General features: G+C 60.0%; 13 protein-coding genes. 7 read left to right on the top strand and 6 right to left on the bottom strand.

The features are described 5' to 3' along the window. Positions 1 to 264 precede the first annotated feature (264 nt). Positions 265 to 2469, bottom strand: coding sequence for a glycogen debranching protein GlgX (glgX, locus tag AWB69_RS28555; protein WP_062090193.1), 2205 nt, complete (start codon positions 2467 to 2469; stop codon positions 265 to 267). A 411-nt stretch (positions 2470 to 2880) separates the two neighbouring features. On the opposite strand from glgX, the gene AWB69_RS28545 reads away from it, so the two are divergent. From AWB69_RS28545 to AWB69_RS28530, 4 genes are all read left to right on the top strand, one after another. Beyond that, the gene (locus tag AWB69_RS28545; protein WP_062090239.1) at positions 2881 to 4296 is read left to right on the top strand and encodes a DUF2252 domain-containing protein; all 1416 of its coding nucleotides are present in this window, start codon (positions 2881 to 2883) and stop codon (positions 4294 to 4296) included. Between the two features lie 251 nt (positions 4297 to 4547). Further along, positions 4548 to 4994 carry a large conductance mechanosensitive channel protein MscL gene (gene mscL, locus AWB69_RS28540; RefSeq protein ID WP_062090191.1) on the top strand — a complete coding sequence of 149 codons (447 nt, stop codon included), beginning with the start codon at positions 4548 to 4550 and terminating at the stop codon, positions 4992 to 4994. A 372-nt stretch (positions 4995 to 5366) separates the two neighbouring features. Next, a complete protein-coding gene (locus tag AWB69_RS28535) occupies positions 5367 to 5858 on the top strand; it encodes a hypothetical protein (protein WP_062090190.1) in 492 nt (163 codons plus the stop codon). A gap of 417 nt (positions 5859 to 6275) precedes the next feature. Further along, complete coding sequence (locus AWB69_RS28530) at positions 6276 to 6485, top strand: dodecin (protein WP_062090189.1); 210 nt, start codon at positions 6276 to 6278, stop codon at positions 6483 to 6485. Between the two features lie 138 nt (positions 6486 to 6623). Here the strand turns inward: AWB69_RS28530 and AWB69_RS28525 are convergent, their stop codons facing one another. From AWB69_RS28525 to AWB69_RS28510, 4 genes are all read right to left on the bottom strand, one after another. After that, positions 6624 to 7727, bottom strand: a complete 1104-nt coding sequence (locus AWB69_RS28525) for a BMP family ABC transporter substrate-binding protein (RefSeq protein WP_062090188.1) — start codon at positions 7725 to 7727, stop codon at positions 6624 to 6626. Positions 7728 to 7800: 73 nt separating this feature from the next. Continuing rightward, positions 7801 to 8730, bottom strand: coding sequence for an ABC transporter permease (locus tag AWB69_RS28520; RefSeq protein WP_062090187.1), 930 nt, complete (start codon positions 8728 to 8730; stop codon positions 7801 to 7803). 8 nt (positions 8731 to 8738) lie between these two features. Continuing rightward, complete coding sequence (locus AWB69_RS28515; RefSeq protein ID WP_062090186.1) at positions 8739 to 9845, bottom strand: ABC transporter permease; 1107 nt, start codon at positions 9843 to 9845, stop codon at positions 8739 to 8741. Then, positions 9845 to 11434, bottom strand: coding sequence for an ABC transporter ATP-binding protein (locus tag AWB69_RS28510; protein WP_062090185.1), 1590 nt, complete (start codon positions 11432 to 11434; stop codon positions 9845 to 9847). Before AWB69_RS28510 ends, AWB69_RS28515 begins: the two co-directional genes overlap by 1 nt. A 269-nt stretch (positions 11435 to 11703) precedes the next feature. On the opposite strand from AWB69_RS28510, the gene AWB69_RS28505 reads away from it, so the two are divergent. After that, positions 11704 to 12636, top strand: coding sequence for a LysR substrate-binding domain-containing protein (locus AWB69_RS28505; RefSeq protein ID WP_062090184.1), 933 nt, complete (start codon positions 11704 to 11706; stop codon positions 12634 to 12636). Positions 12637 to 12642: 6 nt separating this feature from the next. Here AWB69_RS28505 and AWB69_RS28500 read toward each other — a convergent pair whose 3' ends face one another. Further along, positions 12643 to 14013 carry an 8-oxoguanine deaminase gene (locus tag AWB69_RS28500; protein ID WP_062090183.1) on the bottom strand — a complete coding sequence of 457 codons (1371 nt, stop codon included), beginning with the start codon at positions 14011 to 14013 and terminating at the stop codon, positions 12643 to 12645. Positions 14014 to 14532: 519 nt separating this feature from the next. On the opposite strand from AWB69_RS28500, the gene uraH reads away from it, so the two are divergent. Both uraH and AWB69_RS28490 read left to right on the top strand, forming a co-directional pair. After that, the gene (gene uraH, locus AWB69_RS28495) at positions 14533 to 14886 is read left to right on the top strand and encodes a hydroxyisourate hydrolase (protein WP_062090182.1); all 354 of its coding nucleotides are present in this window, start codon (positions 14533 to 14535) and stop codon (positions 14884 to 14886) included. A 92-nt stretch (positions 14887 to 14978) separates the two neighbouring features. Continuing rightward, complete coding sequence (locus tag AWB69_RS28490; RefSeq protein ID WP_062090181.1) at positions 14979 to 16172, top strand: urate hydroxylase PuuD; 1194 nt, start codon at positions 14979 to 14981, stop codon at positions 16170 to 16172. The last annotated feature ends 528 nt before the right edge of the window (positions 16173 to 16700 follow it).

The following is a 16700-nucleotide window of genomic DNA, read 5'->3' as shown; positions in this document are numbered from 1 at the left end:
CAATACCGTCTTCACCCGCCGCCGAGAAAGCGCAGCAACGCCCACAGGAATTTGAAGAATCCCACGATAAATTCCCAGATGCGCTCGAGTTGATCCCAGTTCGCGATGCGCAGGAGTGCCTCGAACATCATGTCGACCGGGTGCGCTGCACGACAGGCTGCGATACGGATAAAAACGAGGGGTGGCAAGGTAAGCGAAACAGCGGGGCGAGGTTCATGACCCGCATGATAGCCGTTACAAACCCCTGTCGTAGATAACGCACCCTTACTCCGCGTTACCGCCCTCCGGTTCGACTTCGTCGGTGAGCGCTTCTTCCAGACGCTGGAAAATCCGTCTGGTCGCGCCGCGTGCATGCAGCGCGAACAGCAGGAGCGACCGGCCGGTTACCTGATAGACCGCTCCCGAATCGAAGTCTTCCAGCTCTTCGCGGATTGGCGCGTTGGTGTCGATCAGGCAACTCCACTGGTCACTGCCGGGAATCTCGGGCAGCGTCAGGTCCACCACGTCGTGATGGGCGTTGAAGACCAGCAGCAGCGTGGCGTCCGATGCGGGACGGCGAATGCCCGTTGCTTGCGCGCGACCGTCAATCACGAGCCCGAAACAGCGCATTAACGGATCGTCCCATTGTTCCGGCGTCAGCTCCTCGCCCGACGGGCTCAGCCATTTCACGTCGGAAAGTTCCAGGTCTTCGTGAAACTCTCCTGTCAGGAAACGTCCACGACGCAGTACCGGCAGCGTGTGCCGCAGGGTCGTAAGTTTGCGAACGAAATCGTTCAACGCACGGCCGTCGTCGTCGATGTCCCAGTTGACCCAGCTGATGTCGTCGTCCTGGCAATACGCGTTGTTGTTGCCTTGCTGCGTGCGGCCGAATTCATCGCCGGCGAGGATCATCGGCGTGCCTTGCGAGAACAGCAGCGTAGCCAGCATGTTGCGTTTCTGACGCTCCCGCAGCGCGCGGATCTCGGGGTCATCGGTCGGTCCTTCCGCGCCGCAATTCCACGAGCGGTTGTCCGAGCTGCCGTCGTTGTTGTCCTCGCCGTTCGCCTCGTTGTGCTTCTCGTTGTACGAGACCAGGTCGTTCAGCGTAAAACCGTCGTGCGCGGTGATGAAGTTCACGCTTGCCCACGGACGGCGGCCACGATGGTTGAATTTATCGCCGGAACCGGTGATACGAGTGGCCAGTTCCGCCGCGACACCCTCTTCGCCCTTCCAGAATTCGCGCACGGTATCGCGGAATTTGTCGTTCCACTCCGCCCAGCCGGGCGGGAAACCACCGACCTGGTATCCGCCCGGGCCGCAATCCCAAGGCTCGGCGATCAGCTTCACGCTGGAGAGAATCGGGTCCTGGCGGCAACTGTCGAGAAACCCGCCGCCTTCATCGAAGCCGTAGGGCTCACGGCCGAGGATGGTCGCAAGATCAAAACGAAAACCATCCACGTTCATCTCGGTGACCCAGTAGCGCAGGCTGTCGGTGACCATCTGCAGCACGCGCGGATGTGACAGGTTGAGCGTGTTGCCCGTGCCGGTATCGTTGATGTAATAACGCTTGTCTTCGGGCAGTCGATAGTACGAAGCGTTGTCGATACCCTTGAACGACAACGTCGGCCCGCGTTCATTGCCTTCGGCCGTGTGGTTGTAGACCACGTCGAGAATGATCTCGAGGCCGGCTTCGTGGAAGCGGTCGATCATCTGCTTGAGTTCCGCGACCGCGCCCGGTCCTTGCGCAAAGAAGCGCGGATCGGCGGCGAAAAAGCCGATCGTGTTGTAGCCCCAGTAGTTGGTGAGGCCTTTGTCGGTGAGATGACTGTCGTTCACGAACGCATGAATGGGCAGCAATTCAACCGATGTCACCCCCAGGCTCTTGATGTGCTCGATCACTTCCTTCGTGCCCAGTCCCTCGAATGTGCCGCGCGCATGTTCGGGTACGGCCGGGTGGCGTTTCGTGTAACCGCGCACGTGGGTTTCGTAGAAGATGGTCTGCTCCCAGGGCACCCGGACGCGCGTCGGGTGGACCCAGGAAAAGCTCTGGTCGACCACCTGGCACTTTTGCACGAACGGCGCGCTGTCGCGTTCGTCGAACGTGAGGTCATCGCCGTCAGCATTCAGCGTGTAGCCGAACACCGCCGGGTCCCACGTAAGCTCGCCCACATGCGCCTTCGCGTACGGATCGAGCAACAGCTTGTTTGGATTGAAGCGATGCCCGTTTTCAGGCTCATACGGACCGTGCACGCGATACCCATAGACCGCGCCCGGCTTCAAACCGAATAAATAAACGTGGAACACTTCATCGGTGTATTCAGGCAATTCGATGCGTTCGAGTTCCTTCTCGCCGTTTTCATCGAAGAGGCACAGTTCGACTTTCGTGGCGTTCGCGGAGAACAAGGCGAAGTTGACGCCCTCGCCGTCCCAGGTCGCGCCCAGGGGAAACGGCGAGCCTTCGGCAATGCGGATATCGTGCGTCGTGTTCATGTATGCGTGTGTCCAGGTGTTGGGAACGTCAACCGAAATCAATATGTGCCCGGTGCTTCAACCCGCCGCGCCGTTAGCGGCTTGCGAGGGTTACGGATTGCTCGCCGGGATCGGACGTCGGATTATTGCGCCATGCACGCAACGCCATCACGAGCCCACGGGCAGAAAGAACAGCAGGTTTCGTGCCCATTGCGAAGCGTCCTTTTCGGACAGCTTCCGGCGGCTGCCAGACACTCGTTATTATCGTGAGGAGCGGTTTCGCGTTTAAGACCGACGACAAATTCTCCATGCGTGCTTGTGGAATCCAGGACTGTACGAAATCGCTACGGGCGAGCATCGTGCTCATGCGTCCCGAGCACGACCATGAAATTGCTGGCGCCTTGCGCTATCGATCAACCGAGGAAAACTGTCTTGCCCACCCATCCCGCCGCATCCTCGAATCCAGCCATCAGCCTGTCCGGTCCGTCCCTCGGCAGCGCTGAGGAAAGCCGCGTTCTTGGCCGCTCACTGCGCGACTCGGTCGCCTTCGACACGCACGCAGCCTGGCGACCGGAAGCCGACCGCCCGGACCCCGTGGCGCGTGTGCTCGCCAACAACGCCGGCCGGCAAGTACGGCTGATCCCGCTGCGGATGTCACGCATGGCCGCGTCGCCGTTTGCGTTCCTGCGCGGCGCCGCGAGCGTGATGGCCTGGGATCTCGCGCACACGCCGTCTATCGGTCATCACGTAATGATTGACGGCGATGCGCATCTGAACAATTTCGGCCTGTTCCGCACGCCTCGGCAGGACGTCGTTTTCGACCTGAACGACTTCGACGAAACGCTGGTCGCCCCGTGGGAATGGGATCTGAAGCGGCTCACGGCCAGCATCAACGTGGCGGCATCCGAAAACGGCGTTGACGTCACCGGCCGCGAGCGAGCGGTGCGCACCGCCTGCGCCGCCTACCGGAGCACGATGTCGACGCTGGCCCAGGTCCCCGCCTACGAACTGTGGCAGATGCGCTCGTATGCGAGCGTGTTGCATATCGAAGCGCCTGTCACGCTCGATCCGGCCGAGAAGGCGACCATTGCCAAGGCCGTCGAGCGCGCGACCAAGCACAGTCACGCGACAATGCTGGCCCGCGTCGCCGAGCCGGAAGGCAAAAGCTGGCGTTTCCGCGACGATCCGCCGATCCTGACCCGTCTTGACGCAGCCGAGAAAAATCACGTTACGGAGGGGCTGCGGGGCTATTTGCAGACCATAGCGGGCGAATGGCGGACTATGCTCGAACGCTACGACGTGGTCGATGTCGCGCATCGCGTGGTGGGTGTGGGCAGTGTCGGGACGCGAGCCTATTTGCTATTGCTGCTTGGCCGTGCGCATGGCGACCCGCTGTTCATGCAGGTGAAAGAAGGCATTGTGCCGGCCGCCGCACCATTCGTGCCGCCGATCGCCGAACCATTCGGCCATCAGGGACGGCGCGTCGTGCAGGGCCAGCGTCTGCTACAGAGCTCCTCCGACCCATTGCTGGGCTGGACCACCATTTCGGGCCGCGACTTCTACGTGCGGCAGATGAAGAACATCCGTGGCTCGATTCCGGTGGACTGGCTCCATGGCGCGACCTTCGACTTCTACGCGTGGTGCCTCGGCTTGCTGCTCGCGCGCGCTCATGCCCGCACCGGCGATGCCGCGCTGATTGCCGGTTATTGCGGCAACTCGGACCGCATGGATGCAGCCTATGCCAAGTGGGCCGAAAGCTACGGAGCGCAGACCGCCGCCGATCATGCCGCGTTTGTCGCGGCGATCGCGCAGGGACGCGTGATAGCTGCACCGCCCGAGAAAGCGTAACAGTGCGATTGTGGAAAACGGGGGCAAACAAGCAGAATCCAACCGCCAAACCCTATCCGATCAGCCGATGATGTCAAAAAACCCGGGACGCAATTGCTACCGATTGGCTATCATTGCCGTTATCCGTTTAAAAAAACGGTGAAAGCTTGAACAGAAAAGCAAAGCCGGGACGGCGGCTGGAAATACGGACGTCGTTAATTGGCACATCCCTTGCTGCTGATTCTTATGATCTTTAATGGAGGAAGCAACGCATGAGCATGATTGAGGAGTTCAAGAGCTTCGCTCTCAAGGGCAACGTGATGGATCTGGCTGTCGGTGTGATTATCGGCGGCGCGTTTTCGACCATCGTCAATTCGATCGTCAAGGATCTGATCATGCCGGTCGTGGGGCTGGTCACGGGCGGACTTGATTTTTCCAACATGTTCATCAAGCTGGGCAACATCCCCCCCACGTTCAAGGGCAATCCAGACTCGTACAAGGACTTGCAGACGGCGGGTGTCGCCGTGTTCGGTTATGGCTCGTTCATTACCGTGCTGATCAACTTCATCATCCTGGCGTTCATCATTTTCCTGATGGTCAAGTTCATCAACAAGCTACGCAAGGCCGAGGAGCCGGCACCCGCGCCTGCCGTAACGCCGGAAGACGTGCTGTTGCTGCGTGAGATCCGCGATTCGCTGAAGGCTTCGCCGCGCGTCTGACTTGAGCGCGTCAGCCAAGCGTCTGACCTGAGCCTCCACAGGACAGGCGGTGTTCCAGAAAAGCCCGTGACGTCGTCGCGGGCTTTTTCGTTTTTTGGATGCAATCAGGGAGTTGGTGGCATTCGTGACACTCGTTTGAATTTTCTGGCGATTTTTCATCGCAGCGGGGTTTCGTAGGTCTATTATTGAGACAGAAACATGCGAGCCGCAGCAGGGTTATCGGCATGATTCGTGCGCCACCGTGAGAGCCGGTCGAGCATGACCGACTTGGCGGTGTCCTAAACTGAATCGCCGTGAATCCACCACTTCGATGTGCTATAAAAGATCGACGTGTCCAGACAAACGAGCGGCCCGCCAGACGGGAGTGGCCGCATGAGGACGCTGCGTTTTTTGCAATTCTTTTTCAGGCGAATTTTTATGTCCTTCCCGAAAAAGCGTAGACGCGCAAAGGTCGACGGTGACGAGTCTTTCCTCGCCGTGCTCAGGCATTTCAAGCCGTTTGGCCAACTCGATACCAAGATTGCACGCGCCCGCGCACAGGATGAACCGGTGTTGTATGCGCATGTTCTGCCGGGGCTTGATGTACTTCTTTGCAGCGTTCGCGGCGCGCAACCGCCGTATCCGGCCGTGGATGAATTACATCGCCGGTGCGTTGAATGTATTACGAACGCGCTGGAACAGCCGCTCGACGGGCTCGAGAATGGCGGTTACTGGTATGAAGCAAACGGCTTCGGATTTCTTGTGTTTGCCAGCCGGGCTCGGACCCAGATTTTGAGCGAATTCGGCGCGTCCGCGACTGCGAGGTCCAGGCGCGGCGCGCGGCGGCAGGACGCGGGGGATGCGGCTTCTCGACCATTGAGGTAGGTTTTTCGCTCGCGCCGGTGGACGGGGTTTTGGCGGAGGGGTTCTGGGGTTAGCGGTCGGGGTCGGTGCCGGGTTGCTAGATTCCGGGGGTAGCGGTCGGAGTCTATGTCGGGTTGCTGCTTTCGGCCTTAGCGGTCTGCGAGAGTGAGATATTCTCTTTATCACTATTAGCGGATGTGTGAGCCCCTCCTTCTCCGAACACGGATACCCACACGCTTCGCCACCAGTGATTGAACCTGCCCAAGGTTCACCCCGCGCTGCGCGCGAACAATCTCGCACGAAATAATCCCCACCACCTCCGCACTCCCCCGTAGAAAAACCAAGTGCGCTCCGTCCCCCCTTGGCGCATGATTTGCTCAATCCTACGAAGGCAAATCAACGTGCAATGCCATCAACACGACACCCAAGGAGAAGACAATGAGCAATCACGTCTACAAACAAATCGAACTCACCGGGTCGTCGACCCAATCAAGCGACGATGCAATTCGCGTGGCACTCGAAAAAGCCTCAAAAACCCTCCGCAACCTGCACTGGTTCGAAGTCATCGGCACCCGCGGCCAAGTCGAGGACGGCAAGGTCGCGCATTGGCAGGTCACGCTTAAAGTTGGACTGCGAATCGACGATTAAGATTAATCGCGACGCAGACAATAAAGGCCGCGCTTAATCAAAGCGCGGCCTTTTCTTATGACGGAAACGATGACAAACAACCGGTAAGTTTTGCGAACCGCAAATCATCCCGCAGCCTCGCCTACCCCCACCGATTACTTACTTCGGCAGCGACCCATCCACGCCTTCCACATACCAGTTGATACGCTGTAGTTCCGGATCGGTCAGATTCTGGCCTGCCGCAATCTTGACCGCACCCGACTGGTCCTTCACCGGACCCATGAACACGTCCCACTTGCCGCTCTGCAGTTGTTCACGCTTGGCCTCCACAGCCTGCATCGCCTTCGCCGGCACCACTGCCGTGTTGATGTCCTCAAGATTCACCGCCTTTTGCGGCATCCCCAGCCAGACCGGATCCGTCTTGACCTTGCCATCCAGAAGCTGCTGGACCATCGTGTTGTAATACACCTCCCAATGTTGCACCACCGAGCCCAGATGAGCGCTCGGACCAAACTTCTGCATATTCGAATCCCACCCGAATGCATACACCTTCTTCTCTGCAGCCGTCGCCAGCGTCGCGTTCGAATCAGTGTTCTGCAACAACACGTCAGCACCCTGCCCAATCAGCGTCTCCGCCGCCTGCTTTTCCTTGCCCGGGTCAAACCAGCTATTAATCCAGATCACCTTCGTATGGATCTTGGGATTGACCGAACGCGCGCCCAGCGTATATGCGTTGATATTGCGAATCACTTCAGGAATAGGCACCGATGCAACAAACCCCAGCGTGTTCGTCTTCGTCACGTAACCCGCTGCAACGCCGGCAAGATAGGCACCCTGGTACATACGGTTGTCGTAGACGCCGAAGTTCTTGGCCTTCTTGTAGCCCGTCGCGGTCAGGAACGTAATGTCCGGATAATCGCGCGCCACCTTCAGTTCAAAGTCCTGGTATCCAAAACTGGTCCCCACGATCACCTTGTTACCCTTCGCGGCCAGGTCGCGGAACACGCGCTCCGAATCCGCCGATTCCGGCACGTCTTCCACCCGCGTGATCTTGATCTTGTTACCGTACTTGGCCTCCACTTCCTTCGTGCCGGCATCGTGGGCAAAGGTCCAGCCTGCATCGCCGGGGTTTCCGAGGTAGACGAATGCAACGCCCGGCGCATCAGCAGCCCGTGCAGGGCCGGCGACCATCGTGGCGGATAGCGCGAGCATCGTGCCCACGGCTCCGGCTGCGCCCAAGGTGTTCAGCCAGCTTTTCTTCATCGTGATTCTCCTGTCGATGGTTCGATGATGTTTGTAAAAATCATGCTGCAATATCAGGCCGTGGTTCGGACCGTCAGCTAGCCGCAAAAAACGGCTTGCCGAGCGACGCAGGTGCATTCAACTTGATCGTGTTCGGATTGCGCGAGATGAGCACCAGCACGACGATGGTCGCAACGTACGGCAGCATGGCGAGGAACTGCGTCGGGATGGGCACGCCAATGGCCTGCGCATAGAACTGCAGCGCCATCACCGCGCCGAACAGCAACGCCCCGATCAGCAACCGCCCCGGCCGCCACGTCGCGAACACGACCAGCGCCAGCGCGATCCAGCCGCGCCCCGACGTAAGCTGTTCCTGCCACAAATGCAGATAGACGATCGAGTAATAACCGCCCGCAATCCCCGCCATGCCGCCGCCAAAAAGCGTCGCGCCGTAACGCACGCCAACCACTGGAAAACCCACGGAATGCGCGACCGATGGCGACTCCCCCACCGAGCGCAGCACCAGCCCGGCGCGGGTTCTATACAAAAACCAGCCGATCACGCCGAACATGATGAACGCGAGATAACCGAGCGGCGTCAGCGTGAAAAACGCCGGGCCGATCACGGGAATGGAGGTAAGACCGGGAATGGGCAGCACGTCGATAGTCGCGCGCACCGCCGCCGACGTATAAGGCTTGCCGATATACGCCGAGAACCCAATGCCGAATATGGTCAGCGATAAACCCGTGGCCACCTGGTTCGCCAACATGGTGATGGTGAGGAACGCGAACACTAGCGACATCAGCACGCCCGCGACAATCGCGCCCACAATGCCCAGCCACGGATTGCCGGTGATCGCGGTCACGGCATAACCGGTGACGGCGCCCATCAGCATCATGCCTTCCACGCCAAGGTTCAACACCCCTGACTTTTCCGCGACGAGCTCCCCGGCGCCGGCGAACATCAGTGGAATGGCAGCTACAACGGCGCTTGAAGAGAGCGAACCGGCCTGATTGATGTCCATGGTTTTATCTATGAATGTGCATGCGCCGCGACCCGGCGCCGCACGCGATAGTTGACGAACAGGTCTGCACCGAGCAGGCAGAACAGCAGCAGCCCCTGGAACACGCCGGCAAGCGCCTGCGGCAATTGCAGCGACGTCTGCACCGCCTCGCCACCGAGATACAGCAACGCCATCAGCAGGCTCGCCAGCACGATGCCCACCGGATGCAAGCGTCCGACAAACACCACGATGATCGCTGTAAAGCCGTACCCCGGCGACCAGCTCGCCTGCAATTGCCCGATCGGTCCGGCCACTTCACCCATGCCGGCCAACCCGGCCAGACCGCCGCTCAGGAGCAGCGAGGTCCAGATGGCCTTTTTATCGGAGAAACCGGCGTAGCGGGCTGCCAGCGGCGCCAGGCCACCCACGTTCATCCGATACCCCGCGAAGCTCTTGCGCATGAACAGCCACACCAGCGGAATCGCAATCATCGTCAGGAACACGGACGCATTGATCCGCGTTCCCTTCAGCCATGCCCAGCCCCAATCGCTGTAAAGGCGTGGGTATTGCGCCGAATCGCCGAACATCGCCGAGATCGGGAAGTTCATGCCCTCGGGATCGCGCCACGGACCGCTCACCAGGTAGATCAGCAACTGCGTCGCGACGTAGGTGAGCATCAGGCTCGTCAGGATTTCGTTAGTGTTGAAACGGCTCTTGAGCAACGCGGGAATCGCAGCCCACGCCATGCCGCCTATCACGCCGCCAATCATCATCAGCGGCAGGATCCACCAGCCCGTGGCGTCGCCAACATGAATCGCTATGCCACCCGCCACGATCCCGCCCAGCAGCATCTGCCCTTCAGCGCCAATGTTCCACACGTTCGCCCGATATCCCACCGCCAGCCCCAGCGCTATCAGGCACAGCGGCGACGCCTTCAGCACGAGTTCGGACCAGCCGTTCACGTTCGACAACGGTTCGATAAAAAAGCCGTGCATCGCGCGCAGCGGGTCCTGGCCCACGAGCGTAAAAATCAGGAAACCGATAATCAGCGTCAGCACCGCGGCGACCAGCGGCACGGCAAGCTGCATGGCGCGCGACGGAGTGGGCCGCGCTTCGAGTCGATAAGGAAAATTCATTATGTCGGGGCCGTGGTGTCGAGGGCGACGGGGTCGGCACGATTGCCATCGAAGAGACCCGCCATGAAGAGGCCGATTTCTTCCGCGTTGGTCGAACCAGTCTCGCGGACCGGCGAAAGTTTGCCGCGCGCAAGGACGGCGATGCGATCGCAGATATCGAAGAGTTCTTCCAACTCTTCCGATATCACGAGGATCGCGACGCCGCGTGCCGCCAGATCCAGTAGCTGTTGCCGGATGAAACCTGCTGCGCCGACATCGACGCCCCAGGTCGGTTGCGCGACCACCAGCACCTTCGGCTCCTGCAAGATCTCGCGTCCCACGATGAACTTCTGCAAGTTGCCGCCTGACAGGCTTTGAGCGAGCGCGCCGTTGCCGCCGCAGCGGACGTCGAACGCGCTGATGCAGCGGTCGGCGAACGCACGCATGGCCTTCGTGCTGATCCAGCCGCCGCGCACCATGTGTTCGCGATGCCCGGTCAGCAGCGCGTTTTCCGCCAGCGACATGGCCGGCACCGCGCCGCGCCCGAGCCGTTCCTCGGGCACGAAGGCGAAGCCGAGTGCACGCCGTCCGGCCGCGCTGTAGCGCGCGGCCGGACGGCCGACGATGCTGATGGCGTCGGGGGCCACATGTTTATCGCGGATCTCGCCTGAGAGCGCGGCCAGCAACTCGGCCTGCCCGTTTCCCGACACCCCAGCGATGCCGAAAATCTCCCCCGCGTGCACCGAGAACGAGACGTCCTGCAGCGACGTGCCGAACGGATCGGCGCTCGCCACCGACAGGTTCTTCACCGCGAGCTTCGCCTCGCCCGGCGTATGTTCGCGACGCGTGTAGTCGGGCAGCGAATGGCCGACCATCAGTTGTGCGAGCGATGCGTGGGTTTCCTTGCGCGGATCGACGCGCCCCGTGACCCTGCCGCCACGCATGACGGTCGCGGTCTGGCACAGCGCCTGGATTTCGTCGAGCTTGTGGCTGATATAGAGAATGCTGCATCCCTCCGACGCCAGCCTTCTCAGCACCGTAAAGAGCTTCTTGACCGCTTGCGGCGTGAGCACGGACGTGGGTTCGTCCATGATCAGCAGGCGCGGGTTCTGCAGCAGGCAGCGCACGATCTCCACGCGCTGGCGTTCGCCCACCGCGAGACTATGTACGTGGCGTTGCGGATCGACATCGAGCCCGTAATTCGCCGATACCTCGCGAATCCGCTTGCCGAGCGTCTTGAGATCGAATTTATCGTCGAGGGCTAGCGCAATGTTCTCGCCCACCGTCAGCGTCTCGAACAGCGAAAAATGCTGAAACACCATTCCGATGCCCAGCTTTCGCGCCGCCGCCGGACTGCCGATCTCAACCGGTTCGCCCTCCCAGAGGATCTCGCCTTCATCCGGACGAACCGCGCCGTAGATGATCTTCATCAGCGTGGACTTGCCCGCGCCGTTCTCGCCGAGCACCGCGTGGATTTCACCCGGTTCGACAATGAGCGTGACATCGTCGTTGGCCTTGACGGCGGGATATTGCTTGCTGATGCCGTGAAGCGCGAGGCGCGAAGTAAGCACACCGCCCGGCTGAATGGATGAGGAAATGGCGTCGCCCATATGGACTCAGAAAGTGCGGAAATTGCGCAAAACCGGGATGACCGGGATGGCAGCAACGGAAACTTGCAGTCTGCGAGTAAAAGATACCCAAAACGGTGCGGGCCGTCGATTGCTCAAAATAGTGCGCGCAATTAGCAACAGCACGGTGTTGCATAGCTTGCAACGAATGTGCTTGAGGGTATGCCCAGCTTGACGGAAACAATGTGTCATATTAAAAACGATATGTTCTGCACCCTGGTCGATCAGCCTGACCGTATATTGGAGAGAAGATGAGTCAGCAACGCGAAGCGATCGACACTTACCTGTTACGCGTCCTTCACACCCTTTTGATGGAGCGCAGCGTCACGCGCGCGGCCGTCAAGCTCAATCAGTCACAACCTGCGATCAGCGCGGCGCTCAGGCGCCTGCGCGACATCACCGGCGATCCGCTGCTCGTGCGCGGAAAAGCGGGCATGGTGCCGACCGAGTACGGCCTGCGCCTGCTCGAACCCACACAAAACGCACTGCGCGAAATCGAACGCATCAAGGTTCAGCAACACAACTTCGAGCCGGCAACTTCGGTGCGCTGTTACCGCATTGGCTGCCCGGATTATCTGAACGTGCTGTTCGTGCCCACCGTGGTGGAGCGCTTTCGTGTAGCCGCGCCCAACGCCACGCTCGAATTCCATTCGCTCGGACCCGCCTTCGACTACGAACTTGCGCTGGAGGAAGGCAAGCTCGATATTGTGGTGGGCAACTGGCCCGAGCCGCCTGAACAGTTGCATCTCTCGAATCTCTTCGTCGACAAGATTGTTTGTCTCGTCAGTTCGAATCATCCGTTTGCCCGCCGCGGCGCGCTCACGCTCGATCAATACCTCAACGCGCCGCACTTGGCGCCTACGCCGTATTCCGTTGGCCAGCGCGGCGCGATTGATGTTCATCTGGCGCGCGAGCGGCTCAAGCGCCATGTGGTCGTCACGCTGCCCTACTTCAATCTCGCGCCGTACGTGCTGATCAAGTCGGATCTCGTGTTCACCACCACGCGTCTTTTCGCCGATCACTACGCCAAGTTCCTGCCGCTGACCGTGGTACCCGCACCGCTCGACTTTCCGCCGATGCAGTACTACCAGCTGTGGCACGAGCGCTGCCATTACTCCGACGAAGTGCGGTGGCTGCGTCACCTTGTTGCCGATGCCACGCGCTCGCTGATCGAAACGCCTTGAACGCCGTTAATTCGCCATTGCCATAAGCTGACCCGCCAGCCGGTTGTGACGCTCGACGATCGGTCCAAGATCGACCGTCGTCAGTTGACCGTGACGCACGACCACCTTTCCGTCGATAACACTTGTCGATACCTGCGACGGCGCACAGAACACCAGCGCCGCGACAGGGTCGTGCAACGCGCCGGCGAAGCCGTGCTGGCTCAGATCGAAGGAAACGAAATCGGCCGCCATGCCCGGAGCCAACGCGCCGATATCATCCCGGCCCAATACTTTCGCGCCACCCAGCGTCGCGATTTCGAGCGCTTCGCGTGCGCTCATGGCGTCTGGACCGAAACCCACACGCTGCAATAACAACGCTTGCCGCACTTCTGCGACCATCTGCGCGCCATCGTTCGATGCCGATCCATCCACACCTAGTCCAACGCTCACGCCCGCGTCCCGCATCGCCCGGACAGGTGCGATGCCCGACGCCAGCCGCATGTTCGAACACGGACAATGTGCGACACCCGTACCCGTGCGTCCAAACAACTCAATACCGGCGCGGTCAAGCTGCACACAGTGCGCGTGCCAGACATCCGGGCCGACCCAGCCCAGATCTTCCGCGTACTCGGCCGGCGACATGCCGAACTTCTCGCGGCTGTACGTGACATCGTTCACGTTCTCGGCCAGATGTGTATGCATCGATACCCCGTATTCCCGGGCCAGCACCGCGGAGTCGCGCATCAGCTCACGGCTGACCGAGAACGGCGAGCAGGGAGCCACGACCACGCGCAGCATCGCGTAGCGGCCTTCATCGTTATACGTTTCGATCAGGCGCTGTGTGTCCTTCAGGATTGCATCTTCTTTCTCGACCACTGAATCGGGCGGCAAGCCGCCGTCCTTCTGCCCGACGCTCATGCTGCCGCGCGCCGCGTGAAAACGCATGCCGATCTGCTGCGCCGACGCGATGCTGTCGTCCAGCCGCGCACCGTTCGGATAAATGTAGAGATGGTCGCTCGACGTCGTGCAGCCCGAGAGCAGCAATTCGGCCATGGCGGTCAGCGTCGACACCTCGATCATCTCGGGCGTCAGGTTCGCCCATATTTTGTACAGGCTGGTGAGCCAGCCGAACAACTCGGCATTTTGCGCGGCCGGGACGGCCCGCGTGAGGCTCTGGTACATGTGGTGATGCGTGTTGACGAGGCCGGGAATCACCAGATGGCCTGACAGGTCGAGCACCTCGTCCGCGTGTTGCGGCAAGTCGCTCGTCGCGCCTACCTGCGTGATCCGGTTGTCTTCGACGAACAAGCCGCCGTTGGGAATCTCGCGCCGCGTCTCGTCCATGGTCACGAGCACGCGCGCGTTCTTCACCAGCAATGTCCGGGGTTTCTGTTGCATGTCGATCTCCGCTATTTCTCTGTTTTACCGAGGGCGCAAAAGCACAAAGTCAGCACTTGAATCCGCGCCAATTACCCGGTTACCCAGCGTCGATCGCCGTCTTCGGGATGCCCAGCGAGCCGCGCTGTGTAAGGCTGCGGTGGCCGCTGTGCAAGACGCTACTGTCCGTAGCCAAAAAGCCCGTGACAATGCGGACACTGCCATAGTTGTCTTCACAGACTCAATATGATCGTGAATTTTGGCTCGCGTAGCATCGCCGGGAAGCGGTAAAAAGGGCTGAAACGCTGACGTTTTCTTTACGAAAGCGCAATAAGCAGGCAGCCGTTATGTGCTGGTGATTATCTTGCCTATCGCGGGCGTTATGATCACTGCAACTTTTTACAATGCTGTACACGGCGCGCATCCTCTCACGCCGACGGGTATGTAGCCACGCTTGTGGAGCCTCGATCCGCCGCTGATTGTCAGAACACAGACGGTTCGATGCGCAGCCATTCCTCGCACACTACAAGGACAAAGCGAATGGGCAAGCTCACAACCCACGTACTCGATACCGCGCACGGCCGCCCCGGCTCCGGTATCAAGGTCGAACTTTTCGTGCTGACCGGCGACGTCCGGCGCGCGCTTCTCACCACACATACCAACTCGGACGGCCGTTGCGACGCGCCGTTGCTACAGGACGACGCGTTTGTCGCTGGCGAATACGAACTCGTGTTTCACGCGGGCGATTATTTCGCAGCGAGCGGCGTTGATCTGCCGGAGCCACGGTTTGTGGACCGGGTGGTGCTGCGCTTTGGTATTGCCGACGCCACGTCGCACTATCACGTGCCACTGCTTGTATCGCCCTGGGCATACAGCACTTATCGCGGTAGCTGAGTTTTTATCTGACGCGCAGTGTGCTGGCTGACGCTTGTGCCTCTTGCGTCCGTCCGATGAATCAATAACAGAATTCGTAGTGGAGACGTTTCATGCAAGGCTTTATTGTTGACTGGCTGAATCTTGCTTTGCGCTGGCTGCATGTGGTGGTAGCGATCGCCTGGATTGGCGAATCGTTTTATTTCGTGGCGCTCGACAACAGCCTGAAGCCGCCGAAAGATCCCGCTGCGACCAAGCGTGGTGTGTTTGGCGAGTTGTGGCACGTGCACGGCGGCGGCTTTTACAACATGCAGAAGTACACGGTTGCGCCGCCGAACATGCCCGACGACCTGCATTGGTCGAAGTGGCCTTCGTACACCACGTGGATGTCCGGCTTTGGCTTGTTCATGGTGTTGTATCTGTTCTCGCCGAGCACTTATCTCATCGATAAGAACGTGCTCGATATGGGGCCCGTGGTGGCGGTTTCATCGGCGCTGGGCTTCCTGCTCGCGGGATGGATCGTGTATGACTCGCTGTGCCGGCTGCTGGGCAATCGCGACGGTTTGCTCGGGATCTGCGTGGGCGCCTATGTGATTATCGCGGCATGGCTTGCATGCCATGTGTTTGCCGGGCGTGCTGCGTATTTGATTACGGGCGCGACGTTGGCCACGATCATGTCGGCGAACGTGTTTTTCGTGATCATTCCCGGTCAACGCAAGATGGTCGAGGCCATGCTGAAGGGCGAAGTGCCCAATGCCATTTATGGCAAGCGCGGTAAGCAGCGTTCGGTGCACAACACGTATTTCACGTTGCCGGTGGTGTTCGTGATGTTGTCGAATCACTACGCGATGACCTATACGCATCCTTATAACTGGGCTGTGTTGCTGATCATCATGTTGGCTGGTGCACTGATTCGGCAGTTCTTTGTGATGCGTCATCGTGGGCAGGTGTTGTGGTACTTGCCGGTGATTGGTGTGCTGCTGATGTTTGGCGCGTTTGCGTGGACCATGCCGAAGGCGGTGCCGACGGTTGCGCCAGTGGCGGGTGCGCCGGCGATTCGCGTAGCCGATATTGAGCCGATCCTGCAGCAGCGGTGCGCCACGTGTCACGCAGCTCATCCGACGATGATGGGGGCTGCGCCGGCGGGGGTCTTGCTGGATACGCCGGAGTCGATTTCGTTGAATGCGCAGCGGCTTTATCAGCAGGCTGTTGTGTTGAAGGCAATGCCGCTAGGGAATGTGACCCAGATGACCGATGGTGAGCGCTCAAAGATCGCCGCGTGGTTTCAGGGTGGTGCTTTGAAGTAAGGCCCTGGAAATTGCTCGCGCCGGTGGACCGGGAGGTCTGCTGGCGCTGTTGGGTTTTGGTCGTTGCGAGAGGTTAGCGAGTGGATTGGTGCGAGGGTTCTGCGGTAGCGGTCTGAGTCAGTGCCGGGTTGCTAGATTCCGGGGGTAGCGGTCGGAGTCTATGCCGGGTTGCTGCTTTCGGCCTTAGCGGTCTGCGAGAGTGAGATATTCTCTTTATCACTCCTTCTCGCGAATCCTGACATGAACACGCTTCGCCACCAGTGCTCTCGGGCAAGCACCAGCACCCCACGGTCAGCACGGCCTCACGCGTTTTTGGGACCTTGTTTCTCCGTGGGTTGGCGACGTGGTTCGACGTGCGTACAAATTCGGTCGAAGGTTGTTCGCGGATAGCGCGGGATGTCCCTTGGGCAGGTTCAGTCACTGGTGGCGAAGCGTGTGGGTATCCGTGTTCGGGAGGGTGTAATTAGTTTTGTGTAAACGGTCATTTGGCAGGAGACTGCCAGCATCCAGGAGCAACGATGACCGTAG

The sequence above is a fragment of the Caballeronia udeis genome (assembly GCF_001544555.2).
Taxonomy (GTDB): Bacteria; Pseudomonadota; Gammaproteobacteria; order Burkholderiales; family Burkholderiaceae; genus Caballeronia; species Caballeronia udeis.
This window is presented reverse-complemented; position numbering and strand designations above follow the sequence as displayed.

Coding starts and splice junctions, on each gene's coding strand:
- glgX (WP_062090193.1), bottom strand. CDS start 2,469: ATGAACACGACGCACGATATCCGCATTGCCGAAGGCTCGCCGTTTCCC.
- mscL (WP_062090191.1), top strand. CDS start 4,548: ATGAGCATGATTGAGGAGTTCAAGAGCTTCGCTCTCAAGGGCAACGTG.
- AWB69_RS28535 (WP_062090190.1), top strand. CDS start 5,367: ATGAGGACGCTGCGTTTTTTGCAATTCTTTTTCAGGCGAATTTTTATG.
- AWB69_RS28530 (WP_062090189.1), top strand. CDS start 6,276: ATGAGCAATCACGTCTACAAACAAATCGAACTCACCGGGTCGTCGACC.
- AWB69_RS28525 (WP_062090188.1), bottom strand. CDS start 7,727: ATGAAGAAAAGCTGGCTGAACACCTTGGGCGCAGCCGGAGCCGTGGGC.
- AWB69_RS28520 (WP_062090187.1), bottom strand. CDS start 8,730: ATGGACATCAATCAGGCCGGTTCGCTCTCTTCAAGCGCCGTTGTAGCT.
- AWB69_RS28515 (WP_062090186.1), bottom strand. CDS start 9,845: ATGAATTTTCCTTATCGACTCGAAGCGCGGCCCACTCCGTCGCGCGCC.
- AWB69_RS28510 (WP_062090185.1), bottom strand. CDS start 11,434: ATGGGCGACGCCATTTCCTCATCCATTCAGCCGGGCGGTGTGCTTACT.
- AWB69_RS28505 (WP_062090184.1), top strand. CDS start 11,704: ATGAGTCAGCAACGCGAAGCGATCGACACTTACCTGTTACGCGTCCTT.
- AWB69_RS28500 (WP_062090183.1), bottom strand. CDS start 14,013: ATGCAACAGAAACCCCGGACATTGCTGGTGAAGAACGCGCGCGTGCTC.
- uraH (WP_062090182.1), top strand. CDS start 14,533: ATGGGCAAGCTCACAACCCACGTACTCGATACCGCGCACGGCCGCCCC.
- AWB69_RS28490 (WP_062090181.1), top strand. CDS start 14,979: ATGCAAGGCTTTATTGTTGACTGGCTGAATCTTGCTTTGCGCTGGCTG.